The 23667-nt window shown below is 39.2% G+C and carries 23 protein-coding genes; 9 read left to right on the top strand and 14 right to left on the bottom strand.

What is annotated here, in order from left to right:
* Positions 1–451 precede the first annotated feature (451 nt).
* Positions 452–1459: an NAD(P)-dependent alcohol dehydrogenase gene (locus H4J65_RS16050; protein WP_182198804.1), complete on the bottom strand. Its 1008-nt coding sequence runs from the start codon at positions 1457–1459 to the stop codon at positions 452–454.
* Positions 1460–2438: 979 nt separating this feature from the next.
* Positions 2439–2714 carry a hypothetical protein gene (locus H4J65_RS16055; RefSeq protein ID WP_182185049.1) on the bottom strand — a complete coding sequence of 92 codons (276 nt, stop codon included), beginning with the start codon at positions 2712–2714 and terminating at the stop codon, positions 2439–2441.
* 328 nt (positions 2715–3042) lie between these two features.
* On the opposite strand from H4J65_RS16055, the gene H4J65_RS16060 reads away from it, so the two are divergent.
* The 3 genes from H4J65_RS16060 (at position 3043) to H4J65_RS16070 (ending at position 5521) form a co-directional block, all read left to right on the top strand.
* On the top strand, positions 3043–3657 hold the full coding sequence (locus H4J65_RS16060) for a DsbA family protein (protein ID WP_182185050.1): 615 nt from the start codon (positions 3043–3045) through the stop codon (positions 3655–3657).
* Between the two features lie 338 nt (positions 3658–3995).
* The gene (locus tag H4J65_RS16065) at positions 3996–5066 is read left to right on the top strand and encodes a beta-ketoacyl-ACP synthase 3 (RefSeq protein ID WP_182185051.1); all 1071 of its coding nucleotides are present in this window, start codon (positions 3996–3998) and stop codon (positions 5064–5066) included.
* A 65-nt stretch (positions 5067–5131) separates the two neighbouring features.
* The gene (locus tag H4J65_RS16070; protein WP_182185052.1) at positions 5132–5521 is read left to right on the top strand and encodes an acyl-CoA thioesterase; all 390 of its coding nucleotides are present in this window, start codon (positions 5132–5134) and stop codon (positions 5519–5521) included.
* Between the two features lie 259 nt (positions 5522–5780).
* Here the strand turns inward: H4J65_RS16070 and H4J65_RS16075 are convergent, their stop codons facing one another.
* The 4 genes from H4J65_RS16075 to H4J65_RS16090 form a co-directional block, all read right to left on the bottom strand.
* Entirely contained in the window at positions 5781–5984 is a 204-nt protein-coding gene (locus H4J65_RS16075) for a hypothetical protein (protein ID WP_182136923.1), read from the bottom strand.
* Positions 5985–6073: 89 nt separating this feature from the next.
* Complete coding sequence (locus H4J65_RS16080) at positions 6074–6316, bottom strand: hypothetical protein (protein ID WP_182185053.1); 243 nt, start codon at positions 6314–6316, stop codon at positions 6074–6076.
* Between the two features lie 81 nt (positions 6317–6397).
* Positions 6398–7375, bottom strand: coding sequence for a methylenetetrahydrofolate reductase (locus tag H4J65_RS16085; protein ID WP_182185054.1), 978 nt, complete (start codon positions 7373–7375; stop codon positions 6398–6400).
* 155 nt (positions 7376–7530) lie between these two features.
* Positions 7531–8496 carry a tRNA-dihydrouridine synthase gene (locus tag H4J65_RS16090; protein WP_182185055.1) on the bottom strand — a complete coding sequence of 322 codons (966 nt, stop codon included), beginning with the start codon at positions 8494–8496 and terminating at the stop codon, positions 7531–7533.
* 608 nt (positions 8497–9104) lie between these two features.
* Between H4J65_RS16090 and H4J65_RS16095 the strand changes: the two genes are divergently transcribed.
* The 3 genes from H4J65_RS16095 (at position 9105) to H4J65_RS16105 (ending at position 10665) form a co-directional block, all read left to right on the top strand.
* Positions 9105–9482, top strand: a complete 378-nt coding sequence (locus tag H4J65_RS16095; RefSeq protein WP_182185056.1) for a hypothetical protein — start codon at positions 9105–9107, stop codon at positions 9480–9482.
* A gap of 131 nt (positions 9483–9613) precedes the next feature.
* Entirely contained in the window at positions 9614–10279 is a 666-nt protein-coding gene (locus H4J65_RS16100) for an SDR family oxidoreductase (protein ID WP_182198805.1), read from the top strand.
* Positions 10273–10665, top strand: a complete 393-nt coding sequence (locus H4J65_RS16105) for an MGMT family protein (protein WP_220465175.1) — start codon at positions 10273–10275, stop codon at positions 10663–10665. Before H4J65_RS16100 ends, H4J65_RS16105 begins: the two co-directional genes overlap by 7 nt.
* Before the next feature lie 297 nt (positions 10666–10962).
* Here H4J65_RS16105 and H4J65_RS16110 read toward each other — a convergent pair whose 3' ends face one another.
* Both H4J65_RS16110 and H4J65_RS16115 read right to left on the bottom strand, forming a co-directional pair.
* Positions 10963–12351 (bottom strand): NAD(P)/FAD-dependent oxidoreductase, encoded by a 1389-nt coding sequence (locus H4J65_RS16110; protein WP_182198806.1) that lies wholly within the window; start codon positions 12349–12351, stop codon positions 10963–10965.
* Between the two features lie 164 nt (positions 12352–12515).
* Positions 12516–12704, bottom strand: a complete 189-nt coding sequence (locus tag H4J65_RS16115) for a hypothetical protein (RefSeq protein ID WP_182185059.1) — start codon at positions 12702–12704, stop codon at positions 12516–12518.
* Between the two features lie 424 nt (positions 12705–13128).
* Between H4J65_RS16115 and H4J65_RS16120 the strand changes: the two genes are divergently transcribed.
* Complete coding sequence (locus H4J65_RS16120; protein WP_182198807.1) at positions 13129–14466, top strand: amidohydrolase; 1338 nt, start codon at positions 13129–13131, stop codon at positions 14464–14466.
* Positions 14467–14913: 447 nt separating this feature from the next.
* Here H4J65_RS16120 and H4J65_RS16125 read toward each other — a convergent pair whose 3' ends face one another.
* Together H4J65_RS16125 and tpx are read right to left on the bottom strand one after the other, a co-directional pair.
* Positions 14914–15387: an Hsp20 family protein gene (locus H4J65_RS16125; protein ID WP_182136915.1), complete on the bottom strand. Its 474-nt coding sequence runs from the start codon at positions 15385–15387 to the stop codon at positions 14914–14916.
* Between the two features lie 350 nt (positions 15388–15737).
* On the bottom strand, positions 15738–16382 hold the full coding sequence (gene tpx / locus H4J65_RS16130) for a thiol peroxidase (protein ID WP_182198808.1): 645 nt from the start codon (positions 16380–16382) through the stop codon (positions 15738–15740).
* A gap of 226 nt (positions 16383–16608) precedes the next feature.
* On the opposite strand from tpx, the gene H4J65_RS16135 reads away from it, so the two are divergent.
* A complete protein-coding gene (locus tag H4J65_RS16135; protein WP_182198809.1) occupies positions 16609–17691 on the top strand; it encodes a response regulator in 1083 nt (360 codons plus the stop codon).
* A gap of 2 nt (positions 17692–17693) precedes the next feature.
* Complete coding sequence (locus H4J65_RS16140) at positions 17694–18653, top strand: diguanylate cyclase (protein ID WP_182198810.1); 960 nt, start codon at positions 17694–17696, stop codon at positions 18651–18653.
* Between the two features lie 127 nt (positions 18654–18780).
* On the opposite strand, the gene H4J65_RS16145 is transcribed toward H4J65_RS16140, so the two are convergent.
* The 4 genes from H4J65_RS16145 to H4J65_RS16160 form a co-directional block, all read right to left on the bottom strand.
* Positions 18781–19143, bottom strand: coding sequence for a VanZ family protein (locus H4J65_RS16145; protein ID WP_182198811.1), 363 nt, complete (start codon positions 19141–19143; stop codon positions 18781–18783).
* 5 nt (positions 19144–19148) lie between these two features.
* Positions 19149–20810, bottom strand: coding sequence for an amidohydrolase (locus H4J65_RS16150; protein ID WP_182198812.1), 1662 nt, complete (start codon positions 20808–20810; stop codon positions 19149–19151).
* Positions 20811–21079: 269 nt separating this feature from the next.
* Positions 21080–22639, bottom strand: a complete 1560-nt coding sequence (gene lnt, locus H4J65_RS16155) for an apolipoprotein N-acyltransferase (RefSeq protein WP_182198813.1) — start codon at positions 22637–22639, stop codon at positions 21080–21082.
* 6 nt (positions 22640–22645) lie between these two features.
* Positions 22646–23524 (bottom strand): HlyC/CorC family transporter, encoded by an 879-nt coding sequence (locus H4J65_RS16160; RefSeq protein ID WP_182136909.1) that lies wholly within the window; start codon positions 23522–23524, stop codon positions 22646–22648.
* Positions 23525–23667: the final 143 nt, after the last annotated feature.

Below are 23667 nucleotides of genomic sequence, written 5' to 3' on the forward strand. Positions count from 1 at the left end.
AATTCAGCTTTTGCCACAGGCTGTGTGAAAAATATCAGAGTAAATTTTTTATGCGACGCTACGTGAATTACCAGATGGTTTTACCTCAAACGTACTACAGAATTTAATCTATGGAGCCTTTTTACGTTGATATTATCCAATTACGCAAGTTCGAAATAGTTTTCACACAGGCTGGCCACAAAGCGGTCTAAAATTTGAGATTAATGAATTTCAATATTACGCTCACTATTTCCAGAGAAAGCAGACATAAGCAGTATATTTTTATCTCGTTATCGCCCCTCCCGGAAAAATAGTTGCTTTGTGACGCATACTCAATCAGACATTATAAGGCCGCAGTGGCCCATAAGCCGCTGCGGATTGGATTGGCTAAGCCCACCATAACCAAGTTGCGCATCCCGCCACTAGATGCAAATAAATGGTTTCACAAATGGCTGGCCATATATTACTCGTATTAAAACTCTAGGCAGATTTTGCCGAAATGCTTGCCAGACTCTTGGTAGCGGAACGCGTCAGCGATCTCTTCCAGCGCAAATGACCGGTCAAGGATCGGGTGCATATCGTTTGCTTCAATCGCGCGGATCATTTCTTGCTGATGGTCTCGGCTGCCCACAATCAGTCCTTGCAGGCGGACTTGTTTCGCCATCAGTTTTGCGGTTGGAATATCCCCAGCCCAGCCAGTCAACACCCCAATGAGCGAGATATGGCCACCAATGCGCACGGCATCAATAGATTCTGGCAGAGTGCTAGGGCCACCCACTTCAATAACGTGGTCGACGCCCTTGCCACCAGTCATTTCCTGAACCTTAGTGCCCCAGGCCGGTGTGGTTTTGTAATTGATGGTGTGGTCGGCACCCATCGCGGTGAGCCGTTCCAGTTTTTCGTCTGAAGACGACGTAGAAATAACCCGAGCACCCATCATTTTGGCAAACTGCAGTGCAAAGATAGACACACCACCGGTGCCCATCGTGAGCACGGTATCGCCTGCTTTCAGCCCACCATCAACAACAAGCGCTCTCCATGCGGTTAAGCCTGCGGTGGTCAATGTAGCGGCTTCGGCATGGGTGTAGCCTTTAGGGGCGTGGGTGAACCAGTTCGTTGGGCGTACAACTTGCTCGCAGGCGTAACCATCTTGGCCATCGCCGGGTGTGGTACTGAAGTTTCCAACAAGAGCAGGGCCAGTTAGCCAATCAGGAAAGAATGTCGACACGACAGGGTCACCAATCTTAAATTCGCTGACACCCTTACCGATGGCTTCTACAATGCCGGCGCCATCAGCCATGGGGATGCGGTTGTCTTCGGTCGAGATGGCTCCGACAACTACTGCATAATCGTGAAAGTTGAGAGAACAGGCTCGAATACGTACTCGAATTTCGCCAGGCCCCGGCTCACCGGGTTCCGCGCTATGGTTAAGTTTGAGCTGGTCAAGACCGCCCGGTGTAGAAAGGGTTATGCTTTTCATATCAAGTCCTTTAATTATTTCGTGTATAGGGAATGTATAGGGAATATATAGCAGAGTTAGTGCTACAGCTGTTCTCAGCATTGAGCAACAAGCTGTCTACCTTATGTATACTGGGTGATCAGTGTAGTCTTTGTTGGTTCCGCCGTACATAGTCGTTGGAGTATAGGTAGAATAAAAAGTCATTTTTCATAAGCTTTAAAATATACTTTAGCGTAAGTTTTATAGATTATATTGTCGTAGTCATCTAAACCTGATTTAGCCAATGGGTAAGCCGGACGTGTGAATAGGGTCGTGTCTTGCTTTTTGCCTTTTAGTTCGCTAAAAATTTGTAGGTTTGTAAGCCGTTACGGGGGCGAAAGCACCTTAGCGAAATCGTCCAAGCAGTACATGAACATTCAAATCGATTTTGTAGGCGAGGAACTTTGATTTTTCTTTTTGAAGAAAGCGCGCGTAAATGGGGACAGTATAAACAGATTAATAGGGCAAAATTTCTATGGCGCTTTGCCCCCCTTAGCGCCACAGGATAAGAAAGTTATGGCAGCTTTATTTCTTCTGTGCGCACTAAGTTGTCAATTTTAGTAGACTTCATTATTAAACTTGTAAGATCAAGTTTCGCCTAATTCATTTTATACCTTCGATAATAGCTATTATTATTGACTAACCCAAATACTGTATTTCATTTAACAACTTTTTATTACATTCGAGGTTTTGGTCACAAGTAATATTGGGCAGTCGAGTTCCTGTTGATGTAATTCGTTTTTAAATTCAGTTAACATATAGCCTAATAGGGAGTTTCTATGTATTGTAGTGACGGTTATAACTTCAATATTGTCAGATGAAGTAGAGTCCAAATTTTTAAGAGGGGTTGTTTCAAATACTTTATGCAATGAGGGCAAGTTGTTTTCATTATAGGCTTCAGTTAGCTGTGCTTCTTTAAGCCAACTTGCCATTTTGATAGGGTGGCTTTCGTGGACTTTAGTCAACCAAGTATCTGCATTAGTATATCTTTGCCTTGAAAAAAATTTTGTCCTAATAAAAATGCGGCGTTTGGCTGGCCCTTTCTCGATGCTCGCTGTAACCAGTTTACACCATCATCAAAGTCATAAATCTCTTCGTCAGTTAATAGTAGCATTCCCGCTCTGTATTCTGCTTCGCCTAGCCCAGGTATACCTGCTTTTTTATAAAAATTAAGCACCCTAGCTTTATCAATTTCAGTACCAAAACTATAGTGATAAAACTTTGCAAAATTATACATGGCATTTTTATGGCCACGATTTTAGGCTTTTTTAAATGACTTAAAGTAAGTCAGACATTCACTGGTCTTGCATTCAGATATTTGTAGCGCGGAGGCATTAAACGCTGAAGTTAAGGCAGTAATTATTATCGTTACAACTAATTTTTTAACATGTAATTTACTTATTAATGTTTAATTTATCTGTTATACAACCTTCTTCTTACTTGGTTTTAATTGAAGTTACTGCAACGTTTTAACTAAATGTAGACTATAGATAATAGCTTTATAATGAAATGTTAGATTGAAGTTAGTATGCTAGTTGTTATCACACCCAACTCCCTGATCTAAAATGAATATGGCCTCTACTTTATATTATATTTACGACCCTATGTGCAGCTGGTGTTGGGGTTATGCACCTACTTGGAAGCGACTGCAACAAGAACTTGCGCCACATATTGATATTATCTATGGGCTTGGTGGTTTAGCACAAGATTGCGATGAAATTATGCCAGACGAAATGCAACATTTTTTACAGCAAACTTGGCGAAATATCTCTGGGCAACTTGGTACCGCATTTAATTTTGATTTTTGGCGTGATTGTCAGCCAAGGCGCTCTACCTTTCCGGCTTGTCGCGCTGCACTTATCGCAAGAGCCAGCAATAAAGAACAAAGCATGCTGACCGCTATTCAGCATGCTTATTATTTACAGGCCAAAAATCCATCGGATATCGATACCTTATATAAGTTAGCGATTGAAATTGGCTTGGACGGCAATGATTTTTTGCAACAAATGAACAGCCAGCAACTTGATAAGGCTCTGAAAAAAGAAATCAGCCAAATGAGTGTGATGCCTATTAACGGTTTTCCTGCGTTAGTTTTAGTTAACAACCAATCGCTTATCAATATTCCCATTGATTATAAAGATTGGCGCAATAGTTATGCGTTAATCATGGCGAAAATTTAGCTTCAAAATTTTTAAAATTAACTGCTCAACTTTGTATCAATAGAACTGTCCTAAAAGGTTTAAGTTTTTCCTCCTTGTTTTCTCATTGTTTCCTTCCTGTAAAAAATAAAATAATTCTCAGGGAGGAAAGCAGGAGGACGGCAGGAGAGGTAAAAACGCTGACTTTTTAGGAGGTATTTCATACTAGCCTATATTGCCTGACTAAATTTTAAATCAACTTGATGTAAATACAGTAAATAGCCGTTAAAATACTGTTTTTTTGTAGTATGATGTGGCTATAAAAAAAAGACTATTCTTTGCTTTTTAAAAGTAAAAATAACAGCAAAATAAGGTTTCCTATGACATACGCAGCAATTACCGGTTGGGGCAAATGCTTACCGCCCGCTATTCTTACCAATGATGATTTAGCAACGTTTTTAGAAACAGATGACCAATGGATAACTTCTCGCACCGGCATGAAAGAGCGAAGAATTTCTCATGTTACCGTCAGTGAGTTAGCCCATGTTGCCTGTGCGCGAGCATTAGCTGCTGCAGGTAAAACTGCCAAAGATGTTGAATTGATTGTTTTTGGCAGCACCACCTTTGATCAGATTTGTCCTAACGCAGCCTCCAATGTTCAGCGTTTACTAGGAGCTGAGAATGCCGCTTGTATGGACGTTAGTACAGCTTGTACTGGTGGCATGTATAGCCTAAGTGTTGCAACGTCTATGATAAAAAGTGGCGTGGTTAAATCAGCGCTGGTTATTGGCGCTGAAACTATTTCGCCCATTATGGACTGGAGTAATCGTGATGTTGCTGTCTTATTTGGTGACGGTGCAGCAGCGCTTTACTTGGAAGAAAGTGCAGAAGAAACTGGCGTTATAACGCAAGCTTTAGGCTGTTATGGCGAATCTCGAGATATTCTTGCTGTTGAAGGTTGGGGCATGAAATATGCCAATAAAGGACGTTTGCTTGGGCAGTCTAATTGGGCGTTTTTAGGCCCAGAAATATTTAAAAAAGCGGTTTCAGGTATGGCGCAGGCTTGTGAAAAAGCACTAGCACAAGCGCAACTTAGTGCTGACCAAATGGCCAGTGTTGTTCCTCATCAAGCAAATTTACGTATTATTGATACCCTAGTTAAACGTCTTAAAGTGGACAAAGAAAAGGTGTTTATCAACATTCATAAATACGGCAATATGTCAGCGGCAACCACCTTAGTGGCCTTTGTCGAAGCGATAGAAGAAGGCTTTATTGCAAAGCAATCTTATGTGTTGCTTCCGGCCTTTGGTGGTGGTTTAACATGGAGCGCTCATGTGGTGAAATGGGGTGATAGAACGCACGCTTTATCAACGACCGATGTTGACTTACCTGAATGTAAGCAGTCTGGCTTGGAATTAGTTCAAGACATTATTGCTGGCAAATCTTTGTAAAAATAAATTTTTGTTCATCAGCCAACACTACTTTGAGTTGGCTGATAGCTATAATAAGGATACCTATGCGCTTTTTATCTCGTCGGTTAATTTTGCCTAATGATTTAAATTATGCCAATTCACTCTTCGGCGGCAGGGCATTAGCTTGGATTGATGAGGAAGCTGCTATATATGCCATTTGCCAACTAGAAACAAACTGTTTGGTTACTAAGCATATTGGCGCAATAAACTTTGAATCGCCGGCACAACAAGGTGACATTGTTGAGTTTGGTTTATCAACTAAAGCGGTTGGAAGTACGTCGATTACCATTACATGCATTATGCGCAATAAGGTGACGAAAAAAACAATATGTTTGGCTGATGATATCGTTTTTGTTCAGGTTGATCCTGAATCAAAACAACCGATCCCACATGGTAAAACCTTGGCTTCTTTAACTGAAATTTTGGAAGGTTAATGGGTTTGGTTAATCTAAAAAACTCTTAGTACCTGCCTTATAAATCATTATAATTTATCATATCTACAGTCAACTCTATTTCGTTATTGCAGCGATAAAACGTAGCCTTATTTAGTGGTTTTGCTGTGGTAATACCAAATAGGCACAAAGCGCGATAAGTGAAGTAAATAGCAATATAGTGATGCAGGCGGTGTATTTATTTATTAGGTATTTATCTGATCAGAGGTTTATCTGATCAGATAGTTAGCTGTTGTTGTGTTTATTCAGTTTCATCAGTGAGAAATTGCTGATAGCCATCAACAGCAAAATATCGAATAGATTTTTTTAGCGTGATCTTTTTCGCAATAAGTTGATCATTTCGATATAATTTTACGACCTGCTTTTCGCCATTTACATCACTTTGATAACCATGAAGTGGATTTTTTTGTAAGTTTTCAAATTCGGTTCTCATGATTAATTTCATATTAACACTTGATCCTTTTGGTCATGACCATCATCACCACCACCGTCATAATTACCAATAGCAAAATTTTTTAGCTTAAAGTCTGTAGCTTAGAGTTTATTAATCTCTTTTTGTACGCTATAGCCTTCATCAGTAACAATTTTTTCTAACACTTGCATACGTTCTTCAAGTGCTTGTACTTGTTTTGTCATCGCTACAGCTTGTTCATTACTTTGGCTGTTGTGGTCTAAGGTTTTGGTTTTAAATTCTAAATGCTTTTTGTACATGTCGAATATCACCCCAAAGCCAACTGAAATAAATACAATTAACACAACCATCGCTGTACCTGACATATTTAAGTCTCCTTTACCTTGTAATTGAAATAAATAATATTTCAATTAAGCATAGCGTATAACGATGAGAAAAATGCTTAATTAATCAGTAAAAAGTCCACTGAGCTCTTGTTTAGCTAAATAATTATCCATGGTTGAACGTAAGAGTTTATAAAGTAATATTGAACCGTCAATTTCTTCTTTACGGTTGGTTAAACTCTCAATATTAAGCCCTAAAGGTACTTTGTAGGGTAATACCGCATCAAGTATCTGAACTAAGGTATTGCTACAAATTCTAATGGATTCGTATAATGGTCGCTCAGCATTCAAAATGCGTAAACTTGTTGCTTCAGGAACACTGACTCCTAACCACTCAATAAACGCTAAGGTTTTTTTACTGCCACAAGGAGAGAAAGTTAAAATAATACGTTGTGGCTTTATACCTTGTTGCTGACATTCAATGGCATAGCGCGTCAACATATCGATGGTTGCTTGGGCATTGTAAATGGCTTGAGAGATAAAAAAATTGCAACCTTGCTGGTGTTTTTCAATTAATTTAACATGTTCGTTGCCTTTATTTGCATGGCGCTCAGCAATGGTAATACCGCCAATAAAAAAGTTGTTTTCATTGTTTACTAAAGTTTTATAGGCTTCGCCTAAAGGCAGACTGATATTATTTTGCCTTGAAGGGCTTCCAACCAACACAATGTCGCGAATACCATATTCATGCCAGGCTTCATTAGCCCACTGATTAAACGCATCGCCGTTTGATTGCACGACACTCTTGTAAGTAATTACCGGCCGGTTTGACTTTTGCTGTAAAAGTGAAGAGTAAAGCCGAGGATCATGTGTCGACTTAAAAGGAAAAGGCCGTGGTTTCGAGGTCCGTGAATCCTCATTTTGAATGTCATAAACAATTAAACCGTCAAAATCGATGTCGCTTACACGCTCAAGTAATTTATCGGCAATGGTTGATACTTGCTCAATGGGTGTATCACTTTTAGGCGGGGTTGTGCCAATAAAGTAGACACCACGATTTACGTCGTTATATCGTGCTCTTAACTCTGAACCGTTCTTCACTATCGTTACTTCTTATTTAAGGTAAATTAATGGTCTTTAATAACAATTATCTTACCTTGTTGGATGATAAAAATCTGCGTTAGTCTAATAATAGTTTTATCAACATTATAGCTAATGTTGATAAGGCAGCGGGTTTAGTACGTTAACTTGATTTTCTATATCGATGCGGCGATATCTATTTGATGAAGAATTTCATCTTTATCTTTTAATCGTTTGATATTGTTAAATAAGGTATCTGCTTGTGGGTATTGTAATTTTAAATAACGCAACCATTGCTTTAAACGACTTGAAAAATAAAAGCTTTTATTACCTTTTAAGTCAAATTCACTATTACTTATTAACAACAAGCTTAGTTCAGACCAAGGCATAGGTTTTTCATCAAACTTAATCACATTGGCTAAGTTGGGTAGGGCTAATGCGCCACGCCCCAGCATTAGGTTGGGTGTTTGGCTCTGAGTTATACAGTTAGCCGCGTCACTTTTACTCCAAATTTCACCGTTAGCAAATATCTCAATAGCGTATTTTTGTCTTATTTGGCCAATAAAGTGCCAGTAAGCCGGAGGTCGGTAGCCATCTTGCTTGGTGCGAGCATGAATGGTTAATTGGTCAACTTGAGCTGACTCGATTGCACTAACAATTTCATCTAGCTTTGACGCATCGTTAAAGCCTAGCCTAATTTTCGCTGATAAAGTTGCATCAAGGCCAATGGCGGCTCTCATTTTAGCCATTATTTGGTAGATTTTTTCTGGCTCGTTCAGCAAAACAGCGCCACCTTTACTTTTGTTAACGGTTTTAGCTGGGCAACCAAAATTAACATCAATACCGTGCGATCCCATGTCTAATGCCCTGACCGCATTTTCAGCCATCCAATCGGGCTCTTGGCCGAGTAACTGAATTCTCAAAGGTGTACCACTTTGAGTTCTACAGCCATTCTCTAGTTCAGGACACATTCTTCTAAAAACATGCTCAGGCATTAAGGCGTCAACAATACGAATAAATTCTGTTATACAAAAATCATAATTATTCAAAGATGTCAGTGTTTTACGCATTAACTCATCGGCAACACCTTCCATAGGTGCTAGGATTATTTTTTTTACTTTGGTTTCTATTGGGGTATGCATACGTTATTAGCTGTAATATTTGAGGCGGTAGACGTTATTCAATGGTGTTTTATTAAATATCTTATGCTGAGAGCAAGCTGTGTTCTCAACAGGCAACGCGCTTTAGCTGCCATTAATGTTGATTTACCCAAGGGTAATCATCTGGCAATAATAACATTAAGCGCACCATAACAACTAAAAATAAATAGCAGGCTACTTATTTATCTTCTATTTTTTAGTGTTAAAAATTGCTCAAAAAATTAGGGTTCCACCGGAAAATGACTCAGAGCTAATGTGGTTTTGTGCTAAAAAATTAAATGGCGTTAGTAAAGTTAAGTGAGCTTATCCTATGTTTATGTACTTTTTTCGACAAAGACAGAATGATAATCAATCATATTAACTACATTTTACGATCGAAAGTGGCTAATGCGGCAGTTAAATAGGTGAGTTTTTTTACTTGTGGTTTCATGTTGATAAAGCTAATCTCAACGTTGTTGTAGATACAAAATTTCTTTAAATTAATGTAAAAATTTACAGCGCTTGAAATTTATTCACATCCAGTATGGTCTTTGTTAATAGCTGTACCTAGTAGATGTAGTATCTACATAAAAAATTAAAAGGAAAATATAATGAAATTAATTAAAAAATCTTCAATTGCGGCTTTATTAGGCTTATTTGTATTAACTGTTGCGGCAACAATGCCAGTGCAAGCAGAAACTAACCCATTTGCTGTGCAAAATGTCATGACTATAGTGTCTGCTGACGGTCACGAGAATGGTAAGTGCGGCGAAGGCAAATGTGGTGAAGGTAAAGCCAAAGCTAAAACCGAAGGTAAGTGTGGTGAAGGCAAAGCTAAAACCGAAGGTAAGTGTGGCGAAGGCAAAGCTAAAACTGAAGGCAAGTGTGGCGAAAGTAAAATGAAGACCAAAGCCAAAGGTAAATGTGGCGAAGGCAAATGTGGTGAAGGTAAAGCTACAAAAGCTAAAGAAGGCAAGTGTGGCGAATAAGCGCACCGCTTAGTTAATAAGTCTAACGTTTAGCCAATAAGCTTGATAGCATATTAAAAACCACTCACTGAGTGGTTTTTTAGTTTTAATGATTTAATATCAATGAAAACGTTTAACTATAAGGATAGTCAATGAAGAATAATATTGTGATTACCGGTGCGAATAGAGGCATAGGTTTAGCCATGTGTATGCACTTTAAGGCACAAGGAGATCGTGTTTTTGCGCTGTGTCGAAAAACTTCAGTTGAGTTAACCGCGCTTGATGTCAATATCATCGAAGATATCGATGTAACAAGTGATTTGGGTATAGCAAATATGGTCTCTGGATTAAAGCATATCGACATTGATGTATTGGTGTGTAATGCAGGTGTTTTAAGGGATGAAAGTTTAGCCAATCTCAATTTAAGCACGATACGAGAGCAGTTCGAAGTCAATGCTTTAGCACCGCTAAGAGTGGTTGCTAGTTTGCAAAAGCAGCTTAACCAAGGAGCAAAAGTAGCACTTATCACCTCAAGAATGGGCTCTATTGCCGATAATGACTCAGGTGGTCGTTATGGTTACAGAATGTCAAAGGCGGCTTTAAATGCGGCCGCCATGTCGTTGAGTCATGACCTTGCCAGTAATAAAGTGGCTGTTGGTATATATCATCCTGGTTATGTCCAAACAGAGATGGTTAATTATGGTGGTGATATTAGCGCGAGTGATGCGGCTAAAAAGCTAGTTGAATTAATTAATCAATTAACCTTGGCACAAAGTGGTATTTTTAAACACTCTAATGGTAGTGTTTTGCCTTGGTAATAAAGAACACTATACGCTCAAATGTTGGTAAACCGTTTAGTAGCAAGCATATAAAAATTTGGCAAACTGTTCTGGCTATTCCTGCGGGGAAAGTCGCTTGCTATGGCCAAATTGCTGATCTAGCCGGTTTACCTGGCCGCGCTCGGTTAGTAGGTAAAGCGTTAGCTGCTGTGCCAACTAACGGTTGGCACGGGCAAACCGTGCCTTGGTATCGGGTAATTAATGCTCAAGGTCGAATTTCATTTGCAGCCGGTAGCGAGAATTTTGCTCGACAACGTGACTTACTGCAAGCTGAGCAAGTGGTGGTTATAGGGGCGCGTATCAAATTAAAAGACTTTCAATGGCAACCTGATTTAGCAGAATTGTTGTTTATTTTAGCGCATTAACTATTTCTACAATTAAAAGCAGCTGAGTTAACTAATGAATCTAAGCTGCCTATCGCGCTGAGGTATAAATGGCTACGAATGGCAATCGGCTGAAGAATAAATCTCATCTTTAACGGCTACTTTTAAGCAGATCCCCCTGATGAGTATCGTTTTCAGTGCCTGATAATTATCCCAACCTTACTGGTTTAATGATGAAAAGGACCGCCAGTTATCTTGTTTCGCTAGCGGATTTTTTCTTTGCGTTGGTATGATTAGCCTTGCCTTTGTCGAACCTGCTTTAGCCTTTAGCATAGTCGGTTAAATTTTTTGGTTAACTAAATCAGTATGGCCAGCGCCAAATGCTGCTTGGGCTAATTGCCACAACTTTTCATACACAAAGTCGGCTTGCCAACATTTTTCGATATTGGGAATTTGCATTATTTTCTGCATAATCTCTTGCTGAATATCACCCAGAGCTAAGGCCTGAGAATAAGGCAGTAAGGGCGAAAAGGTCACCATAGTATATAGCGGAGTCCAAAGTGTAGGATGGCGTTGATGAAATTCTGCTTCTATTTTTTTCTGTAATAAAAACCTTGCCTGACCTGATAACTCACTCATTTCAACAAAATTTCGTTTCGCTAACTCACTAATGGCATCCGCATTTATTTTTCTAGCCACTTGATAAGCTGGAAATATTTTTGACCAGTCTTGCTGATATTCAGTAATTAATTCGTTTAATACTCGACAATCTTCAAAACCACAATTCATGCCTTGACCATAAAAAGGCACCATGGCATGAGCTGAATCACCAATTAACGCGACAGTATTATTGATAACCCAAGGGTCAATATTAAGCAGAAATAATGGGCTGGCGGTTTTATTGAGAAAGTCATCTATCGGATTTTCCATTAAAGGGAGTGCATCGGCAAAATTTTCTGTAAAAAACGCAGTCACTTCAGCGCGGTTTGTTAATGAAGAAAATGAAACCTCACCTTCAGCGTCTAGAAATAAAGTGCAAGTGAAAGAACCGTCAGGGTTAGGTAAGGCAATCAGCATAAAGGTTTTACGTGGCCAAATATGTAAGGCATTTTTGGCTATTTTAAATGAACCATCATCATTGGCTGGAATGTTTAATTCAATATAGCTTTGTGGCATATAAGACTGGCTAGAACTAAAACCTGGCGTGTCTTGTGCTAGGCGACGCACTTTTGAGAAAGCGCCATCGGCACCAAATAAAATATCTGCTGATATTTTTTCAAGCTTATGATCATGGCTAAAGCTAGCACTGGCATCGCTAAAATCAAGATCAACTAAACGTTGTTCAAATCTCACGTTTATTAAGGGCTCTTGCTCAGCTAAATCAAGTAGCTGCTCATTAATACCCGAACGAGAAACCGACCAAATAGCTTGGTTTTCTTGACCATATGCTTGTTCGGTAATCGTGCCATCAATGGCATGCATTACGCGCTTATGCATAGCAATGGCATGTTGCTTAATCTCTGCTTCAATACCAACAACTGCTAATGCCAGCCATCCCCGATCAGACAAAGCAATGTTAATCGACTTACCCTGATAAATATTATGATTACGTGAGTCAGGTCGCGATTCAAATAAATTAACGGCATAACCTTGTCGAGCTAAAAGCACGGCAAGTAGAGTACCAACGGGGCCGGCACCGGCAATGGTTATTTGCTCTCTGACTGACATTAGATGAATTCCTTTAATATTCTGACAAAATGGTAAATATTTTGAACATTATTGTATAACGACACGGGCGTAACACAAATAACATAAGTTGTGCGCCCATCAGTGCTAACACTCAACATTCAACCCGCAAAGCGCTTAACTTGGGTATTTTCAATGTGGCTTTGTTATACAAAACAGCCGGCCATAGCACCTGAACTGCTGTTGAGATATTTACCCTTGTACCAGCAGGCAATATCGACTTGGCGTTTATGCAATGATAACTCAATATTGTGGGTAGCATGAGTAAGATTGAATTTAACTTTCAGCATAATATTGAGCACAATAAAAAATTTAATATCAGTAACTTTTTTCATAAAAAAAGTAGATTCTTTCTGCTGCTGTTAGGTTAAGTTTTTGTCGGTTAATTAAGCTTTAGTTGTTGTTAAAAAAATCTTATCCCCGAGGCTCATAAATCAAGAAGTAAACAAATGTGTTATTAAGCGCATATTCGTTAAGCGAAAGGGTGGTTAAAGACTCGATATGACTGAGCTTTGTACAGTCAGCGGTCGCTTTAATTACCAACAAGAATAAGATAATAATTAGACATAAATGGTTAGAAATTAAGGTTGCCTGTCGTTGAATCTAGGCAGATTAGCGAAAACAGCAAGACATTGATAATTAGCCTAGGTAGAGTAAGTTACCTACCCGCTCTGTTTGCTATAACAATAAAGTCATCAAGATTTTAAAGTGATTCGTTATAAAAATGGGATGATATTTGGACAATCTATGGAGTTGAAAATGAAGCGTAAAACACTAGCAATCTTAATTGCGTCAGCACTCACAATCTCGTCTTTTGCGACGACTAACGTTTTAGCCTTTGAACAAGACACGGCTAACGATATTGCAAAAGATTATCAACAGCACTTAGCACCCTTATGGGATCATTTTCATCGTAATCCTGAATTATCATTAATGGAAACTAAAACAGCAAAACGTTTAGCGCAAGAATTGAGTACTGTGGGTTATGAGGTTACTCAAGGTGTTGGTGGCACAGGTATTGTCGCGATAATGAAAAATGGCGAAGGCCCCATGGTCATGGTACGAGCCGATATGGACGGTTTGCCCGTAGTCGAGCAGTCAGGCTTAGCTAATGCCTCAACCGTTAAAATGCAGAATTGGAATGACGAAACTGTTGGCGTTATGCACGCTTGTGGTCATGATGTTCATATGACGAGCCTAGTGGGAACTGGTCGCTATATGGCTGAAAATAAAGATAAATGGTCAGGCACTTTAATGCTTATAGGGCAACCTGCAGAAGAAAAGGGCCCAGGAGCGTCTGCAATGATGGCAGATAATTTATGGCAGCGTTTTGGTCAACCAGATTATGCTTTTGCTTTTCATGTTACCGCTAATTCAGAAGCGGGTAAGATAATTGTAGACGAAGGCTCACCTTATGCCGGTGCGGATACGGTTGATATTAGGGTACATGGTATTGGTGCTCATGGTGCTTCACCACATCAAGGTAAAGATCCTGTCGTGATCGGTGCGCAAATTGTGAATAACTTACAAACGATTATTAGTCGTGAGTTGGCTCCCCGTTATGCAGGTGTTATCACAGTAGGTTCATTTCATGCCGGTACTAAGCATAATATTATTTCAGATGAAGCTAAGTTGCAGTTAACAGTACGCAGCTTAACACCAGAGGTACGTGAGCAGTTACTATCGGCAATTAAGCGTGTTGCTATTGGTACAGCACGTACTGCAGGTGTGCCAGAAGACAAATTACCGGAAGTTGTGGTCAGTGAATTCGCTTACCCACCGACCTTTAATGATAAAAAGTTGGCTAAGCGTTTGAAAAACGTATTAAGCGAAAAAATGGGTGCTGACGCGCTATTAGAGCCGGCAGAAACGGGTATGGGCGCAGAAGATTTTGGCTTTTTTACCACTCAGCCTTATATTCCTAGCGTTTATTTTAAAGTAGGCGGCACGCCAAAAGCTGATTTTGAGCGCGCACAAGCGGGTGGCGCGGCTGTGCCAAGTCATCATAGTCCGCAATTTAAAATAACCCCTGAGCCGGCGATTAAATCAGGTGTTGAAGCTACGGTATATGCGCTACTTGATGTTATGGCGAAATAACAAGCCTAGCCCTTAACGTGTCTTTATTGTGATACTGAAAAGTAAATGGTTCAGTATCACAATAAATTTAATCGTTAGCGCGGATTATATTGATATCGCTTTAGTGATAATAAAATAGCAACGACCTTTGTGCTGAGTTGCCTGGTCAAGTCGTGTTTATGAACAGTATGTAATAGCAAGTTGATTAATTAGCTGTTCATTTTTAAGGGATAAAATGAAAAAATACAGAGTGATAAAATTGATAACTAGCATAACGCCTGACTAAATTTTATACCTGGTATTAAGCCATTTTTTCTCATGAAAAAGCAAGTGAATTAAAAGACGTATAAGTTGATGCTAAACACGAACTTTATTAGCTGAGATCAGTTTTTAACCGTATTTTATTTATAAAAAAGCCCAGTCACAGACTGGGCAAAACAACAGGGAGAAACTATTTAAACAAAGGGGTTAATTTTTTTCTATTACATTGGCATTACGTTGTTGTAATAAGCTTTTGCCGTTAATCGCAATTTTTCTTGGTTTTAGCGCTTCCGGTATTTCTCGTTCTAAATCTATAGACAGTAAGCCATGCTCTATAAACGCACCAATGACTTTAACATGCTCGCCTAATTGAAACTTACGTTCAAAGTTACGATCAGCAATACCTTGATGCAAATACTTACGCTCTTTATTACTGTCGCTAGCGCTTTTTGTACCAGTAACTATGAGTGTGTCTTGCTTTGATTCAATGTCGAGTTCTTGTTCAGCAAAGCCAGCGATTGCCATGGTTATACGGTATTGATCTTCCGCCAGTAACTCTACGTTATACGGAGGGTAAGAAGGTTGTTTATCTGCCCTTGATGCTTTGTCAATTAATCCGGCTAAGTGATCGAATCCGATAAATGAGCGGTAAAGTGGGCTGAAATCTGTAGCTGTACGCATAATTCATATCCTATTTAAGTTTAGCAATATGTTGTCTCTGTAAATATATTTCTGATGCTAAAACCAGCTAAAGCTGCGAATTGTGACAACTGAAATTAAACGTTTACAGAGTTTAATTGTGCCTTTCAATATTGAACAGGCGGTTAATGTAGACCCTATCGGCGACTACACTATTAAAGATGGGATTAATGCATTTAATTTCAAGAGCAAGGAGGGGATATAGTTGAGTTATTGTTGAATTTATTTTTAACTTATTGATTTTTAAATATATAATTATTTGTTTTACGCTTATTAGTTGATGAGAGCTAATATTTTCTATTGGCTCTCATCATGCTATAGTTTGAAAAGTGCTAGCCAGAATGCTCACTTGTTGTGGTTTTTGTTGGTTGAACTGTTTGACTCATTGATCTTAATTTGGTTAACGCTGTGTCGTAATCTGGGTGTTGAGAAATATTGCCGACTAATTCTTTGTAAGCGATTTTTCCGTCAACATCAATAATGAAAATAGCGCGTGTTAACAAGCCCATATCTTTAATAAGCAAACCATAATTATGACCAAAGTCTCGCCAGACAGCATCAGATAACACTTTGATATTTTGTACTTTTTCAGTTTTACAAAAACGTTTTTGCGCAAAAGGTAAATCATTGCTAATGGTTAACATAACCACGTTTTCGGGTAAATTTGCTACTTCATCATTAAAACGCTTAGTTTGAATAGAACAAACACCAGTATCTAAACTCGGTACAACTGAAATTAACACAGGTTTTTGCTTAAATTCAGCCAAGGTAACGGGTGAAAATGACTGAGTTACTACCTTAAAGTCAGGTGCTTGATCTCCTACTTTTACTTGATTGCCAAGTAAGGTAACGTACTTATTACCTGCCATGACTAAATTGGTAGTTTCTGTCAGTTCAGGTACAGAAATATCAGCGCTGGCTGAAGAGAAAAACACTGAGCTAAGTAAGGCAATTGCGGTTAATTTAAAAATATTCATAATTTCGATATTTACTTAAGGTAAACTAGACCCCAAGCTTACCTTTTTGTAAGAAAAAAGTGTAGAAAAAAGTGTAGAAAAAAATGCGAATTAATCGTGTTTTATTTTAAAAACCACCACTAAATATCGTAGCATAAATATATCTTAATCTTTTATTCCTGAGTATATCTTGCTGAAAATTTCACTTGAGTTATCTTTTGCTATCCCAACCTAGGGCTTTTTTGTTATGCCAACTTCTTTACTTATTTGTGATGACTCCACTATGGCGCGAAAACAAGTCGCGCGCTCACTTCCTGATGGCTGGGATGTTGATTTAACATTTGCCAGTAATGGTGTTGAAGCCATAGCGGCAATTAAGGCAGGTAAAGGTGATATCTTATTACTTGATTTGAACATGCCAGAAATGGACGGCTATCAAGTACTAGAAACCATATTGAAACAAGACCTGCCAACCCTTGCCATTGTTATATCAGGTGACATTCAACCTGAAGCACATCAAAGAGTGAAGGGGTTAGGTGCATTAGACTTCATTAAAAAACCGGTTGATAAAAGCAAACTCACTGAAGTATTGAGTGCTTATGGGGTTTTCAGTAAAGAAGATCTCATCATTGCTGAAAATGATACAGCTAAACTGATAAATCAATCAACTGGCCCGGTAAAAAGCGCATCAGTGAGAAAGCCTGCTGTGGCAGCAACCCAGAAATCCATTACTAAAGTTGATAGTGAAATGCTTGATTGTTATCAAGAAATCACTAATGTAGCTATGGGGCAGGCAGGCGATTTGCTCGCTCGTTTACTGGACGTTGTTGTTGTTTTACCCATTCCTAATGTTAATTTAATTGAAGTCAGTGAGTTAACCATGGCGCTTTCGGACGTTGAGAACAAAGATGAAACCTCAGGTATCTGTCAAGGTTTTATTGGTGCTGGCATCTCAGGCGAAGCACTTTTAATTCTTAATGACTCCAGCTTTAAAGACATTGCTTCTTTGATGAAATATGAAGACAAATTAGACAACAATGTTGAGTTAGAGTTGTTAATGGATATGGCTAACTTACTTATTGGTGCGTGTTTAAGTGGTATTGCAGAACAGCTTGATATGTCCTTTAGTCAGGGCCATCCAGTTGTGTTAGGTCAACATAGGAAAATTTCTGAATTAATTGCGACAAATACTAATAAATGGAAGAAAACGCTCGCGATTGAAATTAGTTATAGTATCGAAAACTACCCTATTAAATTTGATCTACTGCTGCTCTTTACTGAACAATCGTTAGCCGTACTTAATCATAAAATAGCTTACTTGTTGGATTAATCATGTCATTACAAACTGAACAGTTGAACGAATTACATTGGATGATGGAAGTACTTCATACCATTGATGTTGGCCTGGTAGTACTTGATCGTGATTACACCATTCAAATTTGGAATGGTTTTATGGAAAACCACAGTGGCTTATTGCCGCGTGAAGTTAAAGGTAAGTTGCTCTTTGATCTTTTTGACGAAATACCCCAAGACTGGTTTCGTCGTAAAGCGGAATCAGTTTTTTTATTAAAAAACAAAGCGTTTACTATTTGGGAGCAACGCCCTTATGTCTTCAAATTTAACAATTATCGCCCTATTACCGGTACCGCTGAGTTTATGTACCAAAATACAACCTTTATTCCTTTAAAGTCGACTACGGGTGAAGTTTCTCATTTATGTTTATTAGTTTACGACGTAACTGATAATGCTACGCAGAAAAAGCAGTTAAAAAAAGCTAACGCTGATTTAGCTATTTTGAGTCGAACCGATGGCCTGACACAATTATTTAATCGTAATCATTGGCAGCAATGTATAGCTGCTGAGTTTAAGCGCTATACGCGTAACCAACATGCTAGTTGCTTAGTTATGTTAGACATAGATCACTTTAAGGCTGTTAACGATAACTATGGCCATTTAGTAGGTGATGATGTGATTCGCCATTTAGCTAAGTTTATCCGTGAACAAGTACGAGAAACTGATATTTCAGCTCGCTATGGCGGTGAAGAGTTTATTATTTTATTGGCGGATACTCATGCAGAAGGCGGGCTAATATTTGCTGAGCGCTTGCGTAAAACAGTAGCAGAGTCAGTGGTTATTTATAATGGCATTGAGGTTCAATACACTATTAGCTTAGGGGTTGCACAAATTCAACCAAACTATAGCTCAGAAAGACAGTGGCTTGAGCATGCCGATAACGCTTTATATCAATCGAAAGATAATGGCCGTAATAAAGCGACGATTTATCAAAAATAATGCTCTAGCCAGTATGATGAAGATAAAAAAAGCCCATATGGGCTTTTTTTATCTTCATAAACGCATTAATACTTCAGTGCTCATAAGCGCAGCATACTAGTTTACTGATGCTAGCTTACTGATTATACTATGCTTTCTTTAGCGCAATTAATCCATGTAGCCCTTGTGCAATAATTATCGCTAATATTACACCTCCGGTGTTAGCCGCCAGATCTAACCATTCACCATAACGATTAACGTGTGGCTGAATCAATTCAATTAAGCCACTCCACGTAATGAATAACAAGGCAAAGGCTAACCAATACTTAGGCCAACGTAGTGCGGTAGGCAACATTAAAGCGCAATAGGCAATAAAGTGATGGATTTTATCACTGCCAGGTACACTGGGCAAATGCTGGGCAGGGTAGAGCGAAGCAACTGTTATTAGTACTAAAATCACGATTGTTATAGCCTGCCAAAACTGCTTAATAAAGTTTATTATTGCGATCATAGTCACTACTTTTTATACACCAACTTGCCATTTACCCAAGTTTTATCCACAGATATTTGCCAGATATTTTGCTCAGGCATGGTAAATAAATTATTGTCGAGTAAAACAAAATCAGCTTTCTTCCCTTGGGCTAAGCTGCCAATGATGTTTTCTTGATGGCCAGCATAGGCGGCATCTAAGGTGAAACTTCTAAAAGCTTCTAGCGGTGTCATTTTCTGATCAGCAAACCAACCACCTTCGGGACTATTGGTATGATCTTGACGAGTAATTGAGGCATGTAGACCAAAAAATGGATTGGGTGATTCAACGGGGAAATCTGAACCAGCCGCAATCATTACTTTAGCATCGAGTAACTTTCTCCAGGCATAGGCGCCTAACATTCTGCTTGGCCCAAGTCGGTCTTGTGCCATGTTTTTATCACTGGTCGCGTGGGTTGCTTGCATGGCAGCAATAAGATCTAGCGCTGCAAAACGCGGTATATCTTCAAGTCGTAATACTTGTGCGTGTTCAACACGGTGACGTAACGCTTTGGTATTAGTCGCTTTGATCTGTTTTTCGTAGGTATCAAGTACCAGTTTATTCGCATTGTCACCAATGGCATGACTGTTAACTTGATAGCCTTGGCGCATTGAAGTATTAACTAAATGTTCAAATTCTTGCGGGGTATTTAACAGTAAGCCTTTATGACCTGGGTGGTCAGAATAATCTTCAATTAATGCCGCACCGCGACTGCCTAAGGCACCATCGGTTTGAATTTTAACGCTATTAAAGGTTAACATATCGTCTTTGCTGCGATATTGACCGTTAGCTAACGTTTGTTGCCACTTAGCCGACGGTAAATACAACATAGCATTAACGCGAATACTCATCGCTTGTTCTTGGCTGAGTTCTTTAAAAGCATTAAGGTTATCGGTGTCAATACCAGCATCATGCACGCTAGTAAGGCCATAACTGGCAAGCGAGTCCATCGCCTTGACCAACACTTGTTTTTGCTGTTTGATAGTTAAAGGCGCGATACTGTCATTAATGAGTGCCATGGCATTATCGATAAAAACACCTGTAGGTAGGCCAGTCTTATCTTTAATAATCTCACCGCCTTCTGGTGATACGGTATCTTTTGTGATGCCTGCCAGCGCCATCGCTTTTGAATTTGCCCAGCCGGCATGGCCATCAACACGTTCAAGCCAGACCGGTTGCTCGATAAAGTGCTGGTCTAAACTCTCTGCATTAGGGAAGGCATTACTTGGCCATTGGGTTTGGTTCCAGCCGCGACCTTGTATCCATGTCAGCCCCGCGTTGGCTTTGGCGTAGGCTAAGGTCTTATTAACGGCGTCTTGCTCTGAAGCACTGTTGACTAAATCTGCGCGTAATAGGCTTAAACCGTAGTTTAAAATATGACCATGGGAATCAATCAAACCCGGGATTAAGGTTTTTCCTTTACCATCAATCACGGTTAAATTTTTTCTGCTTGGTAGCGTGTCTGTTGCTGAATATATTTTATCGATTTTGTCATCGGTAAAGGCAATCGCAGCGAAGCTTTCTAGTTCGCTGCCCGTTATGGTATAGCCTTGAATATTGGTAATTAACGTAGTTTTTGCAAACACTAGGGCTGGGCTCAATGTTGCGATGAGTATTGCCGACTTTATTGAGGTGGATAGTCTAATCATTGTATTTCCTTGATGTACCTTTTTATTATCACTAAATACTAACATGAAAAATAATGAAAACTTTAGCTGTTTTATCTATGGACTCGGAGCTTTTTATGAGCAAAATGCCTAAAGGCTCTGAAAGGAGAATAAGATAAAATCATAACCTTAGTCCAGGTGTTAAGTCGCTAGCACTATTGACGATTAACTTATTTTGCTTGTGGTAGGGCTTATTAACACCGTTTTTTGTTGTTATAAAAGTCTGTGTTATTAGCACGGCTGTTAAGGTTTTATGATTTGGCTCTATATTGAAAACGGCGTATCAACGCCAGTAATAAAAGTAATAAAGGAATAACAAAGTCGATAACACGCGTATAGCGCGCATAAGGTGTTAGTCCAGTGACTAAAGCTACTTGACTGCTCAGTATGGCTTGTTCAAATTGTGGGATTTGTTTAAGAATATGACCTTGATGGTCAATAACAGCGGTAATGCCATTGTTGGTTGCCCGCAAAAAAGGTCGGCCAAACTCTAGCGCACGCATTCGAACAATTTCTAAGTGTTGGTGTGGGCCATGTGAATCACCAAACCAAGCATCATTACTCACGGTTAAGAGTAAATCAGTTTGGTTAGAAAAATTAGCGCTAAGTTGTTCTGCAAAAGCGACTTCAAAGCAGATCAGTGGTAGTAAGTGATAACCATTAGCGACGAGGTTTTTTTGCACATATTCACCACGACTAAAAGACGACATCGGCAAATTAAAAATCGCTGCTAGTGGTCTTAACCAATCAGCAAAGGGCACAAACTCACCTATGGGCAGTAAGTGGTGCTTAGCATAACGATTCTGATTGTTATATTGGTAACTGCCTTGACTGTCACTCGGTAATTCTTTACCCAGTACGATTAAATTATTGTAATAATTTCTGCTATTGATGTTGTAATCAATGATACCGGAAATAATAGCGCTGTTATTTAATAAGGCTGAGTTTTGTGCTATTTGTAAGAAATCTTGCGCTTGGGTACTTGGCTCTATTGCCGTGATGGCTGATTCTGGCCAAATAACAATATCAGCAGGATAATTTTTCCGGGTTAAATCTAAGTAGCTTAACATGGTTGGCCAAGTTAACTCTGGTGACCATTTCATTGCTTGCTTGATATTGCCTTGTACCATCACAGTGTTAACAGACTGACCTGTTGCTGACACCCAAACTTTATTCTGTAAGGCTAGGCTTGCTAAACTAATGGCGACAAGTAAGGCAATATGTCGCCAAGGTTTGCGCTGTTTAACAATATAAACTATGGCAATGCTGAGGGTAATGACTAGGGCGCTGATACCTTTCTCGCCCATGATAGGGGCAAACACCGCCAAAGGACCGTCAATCTGACTATAACCTAAAGTTAACCAAGGAAAGCCGGTGAGTAATACGCCACGTAAGAACTCAGCAAGTAGCCAAAAGGGTAATAAAAGCCAAAGATTAAGTTTTTGTTGATAGGAAAAACGCGCAGCCAAATAGCAGCCAAGGGCGAGAAATAGCGCTAAATAGACACACAGCAGCACCATTAATAATATCGACACAATCAGCGGTAAACCACCAAACTGGTCGATACTGACATGTACCCAACTGATACCCGCAGAAAACCAACCAAAGGCAAAGATAAAACCTTGCTTGGCTGCCGCTCTAGCTGATTTTCCTTGTAGCGAATATAGCCAAGTGGGTAATATTATTGCCATTAGCCAATAATAAGAAAATGGTGCATAGCAGAGTACTAATGCAAGCCCCAGTAAAAAACTGAGGCCATTGTCTTTATTAATGATCTTGTGGTTAATTCGTGTAAAGAATTTATTTAGCATAAAGGATTAATCAGCAACTTTACCTGCAACTACATGCTCTTTTGGTACGGTAATTTGCAAGGTTTGAATGCGACGGTTATCGGCAGCGGTGACTTTGAATATAACTTTATTGATGGTGATTTTTTCACCTTTTTTCGGCATATGACCAAAGTGTTGGGTAACAATACCCCCTATGGTATCGGCATCACGTTCATTGAATTGAAAATTAAAGTAATTATTAAAGTCGTTAAGGTCAGTAAGTGATTTCACTTGATAAACTTGGCCGGCAAGGTACTTAATATCTTCTTCCATGGCATCATCGGTTTCGTCTTCAATTTCACCGACAATCAGCTCTAGAATATCTTCGATGGTCACCACACCTGAAACACCACCGTATTCATCAACGACAACCGCCATATGATAACGCTGTTGGCGAAATTCTTTTAAAAGTGGATCAACTTTTTTACTCTCAGGAACAATAATGGCCGGACGAATAATTTGTGCAATGGTGAATGTTTCATCGAATTGGCTAAAGCCGTAAGCGAGTAAATCCTTCGCTAATAAGATGCCTTCAACGTCGTCAATATCATCATTAATCACGGGAAATCTTGAATGTCCAGAATCCACTATAATGGCGAGTGATTTCTCTAACGGATCATTAATATCTAAGGTGACCATTTGTGACCGAGGGATCATAATATCACGTACTCGCATATCAGATACTTCGAGTACGCCTTCGATCATTTGCTTGATCTCAGGGTTGATAAATTCATGGTTTTCAGCATCATTTAATGCATTGACTAGCTGCTCTTTGCTTCTCGGTTCTCCGGTAAATATTTGTATAATCTTAGTCAAGATTGACTTATTTGAAGAACCGTTACTAGAGTGGGGTTGGTCGTCGCTCATAGAGCCTTTTTAATTCCTTGTTCGTTGAATTTAGTACTATTTAATTATTCGACTAGTTTGTAACCGATCGTAGTTAATTTCAAGTACTAAATTGTTGCTTAATTCTCTTCAGTAACTATTTTACTGACAGAGATCAAATAATG

Source organism: Colwellia sp. MB02u-9, assembly GCF_014077085.1.
Lineage (GTDB): Bacteria > Pseudomonadota > Gammaproteobacteria > Enterobacterales > Alteromonadaceae > Cognaticolwellia.

Excerpts from the sequence above, each read along its gene's own strand:
- H4J65_RS16050 (WP_182198804.1), bottom strand. The coding sequence starts at position 1,459 with ATGAAAAGCATAACCCTTTCTACACCGGGCGGTCTTGACCAGCTCAAA.
- H4J65_RS16055 (WP_182185049.1), bottom strand. The coding sequence starts at position 2,714 with ATGTATAATTTTGCAAAGTTTTATCACTATAGTTTTGGTACTGAAATT.
- H4J65_RS16060 (WP_182185050.1), top strand. The coding sequence starts at position 3,043 with ATGAATATGGCCTCTACTTTATATTATATTTACGACCCTATGTGCAGC.
- H4J65_RS16065 (WP_182185051.1), top strand. The coding sequence starts at position 3,996 with ATGACATACGCAGCAATTACCGGTTGGGGCAAATGCTTACCGCCCGCT.
- H4J65_RS16070 (WP_182185052.1), top strand. The coding sequence starts at position 5,132 with ATGCGCTTTTTATCTCGTCGGTTAATTTTGCCTAATGATTTAAATTAT.
- H4J65_RS16075 (WP_182136923.1), bottom strand. The coding sequence starts at position 5,984 with ATGAAATTAATCATGAGAACCGAATTTGAAAACTTACAAAAAAATCCA.
- H4J65_RS16080 (WP_182185053.1), bottom strand. The coding sequence starts at position 6,316 with ATGTCAGGTACAGCGATGGTTGTGTTAATTGTATTTATTTCAGTTGGC.
- H4J65_RS16090 (WP_182185055.1), bottom strand. The coding sequence starts at position 8,496 with ATGCATACCCCAATAGAAACCAAAGTAAAAAAAATAATCCTAGCACCT.
- H4J65_RS16095 (WP_182185056.1), top strand. The coding sequence starts at position 9,105 with ATGAAATTAATTAAAAAATCTTCAATTGCGGCTTTATTAGGCTTATTT.
- H4J65_RS16100 (WP_182198805.1), top strand. The coding sequence starts at position 9,614 with ATGAAGAATAATATTGTGATTACCGGTGCGAATAGAGGCATAGGTTTA.
- H4J65_RS16110 (WP_182198806.1), bottom strand. The coding sequence starts at position 12,351 with ATGTCAGTCAGAGAGCAAATAACCATTGCCGGTGCCGGCCCCGTTGGT.
- H4J65_RS16115 (WP_182185059.1), bottom strand. The coding sequence starts at position 12,704 with ATGAAAAAAGTTACTGATATTAAATTTTTTATTGTGCTCAATATTATG.
- H4J65_RS16120 (WP_182198807.1), top strand. The coding sequence starts at position 13,129 with ATGAAGCGTAAAACACTAGCAATCTTAATTGCGTCAGCACTCACAATC.
- H4J65_RS16125 (WP_182136915.1), bottom strand. The coding sequence starts at position 15,387 with ATGCGTACAGCTACAGATTTCAGCCCACTTTACCGCTCATTTATCGGA.
- tpx (WP_182198808.1), bottom strand. The coding sequence starts at position 16,382 with ATGAATATTTTTAAATTAACCGCAATTGCCTTACTTAGCTCAGTGTTT.
- H4J65_RS16135 (WP_182198809.1), top strand. The coding sequence starts at position 16,609 with ATGCCAACTTCTTTACTTATTTGTGATGACTCCACTATGGCGCGAAAA.
- H4J65_RS16140 (WP_182198810.1), top strand. The coding sequence starts at position 17,694 with ATGTCATTACAAACTGAACAGTTGAACGAATTACATTGGATGATGGAA.
- H4J65_RS16145 (WP_182198811.1), bottom strand. The coding sequence starts at position 19,143 with ATGATCGCAATAATAAACTTTATTAAGCAGTTTTGGCAGGCTATAACA.
- H4J65_RS16150 (WP_182198812.1), bottom strand. The coding sequence starts at position 20,810 with ATGATTAGACTATCCACCTCAATAAAGTCGGCAATACTCATCGCAACA.
- lnt (WP_182198813.1), bottom strand. The coding sequence starts at position 22,639 with ATGCTAAATAAATTCTTTACACGAATTAACCACAAGATCATTAATAAA.
- H4J65_RS16160 (WP_182136909.1), bottom strand. The coding sequence starts at position 23,524 with ATGAGCGACGACCAACCCCACTCTAGTAACGGTTCTTCAAATAAGTCA.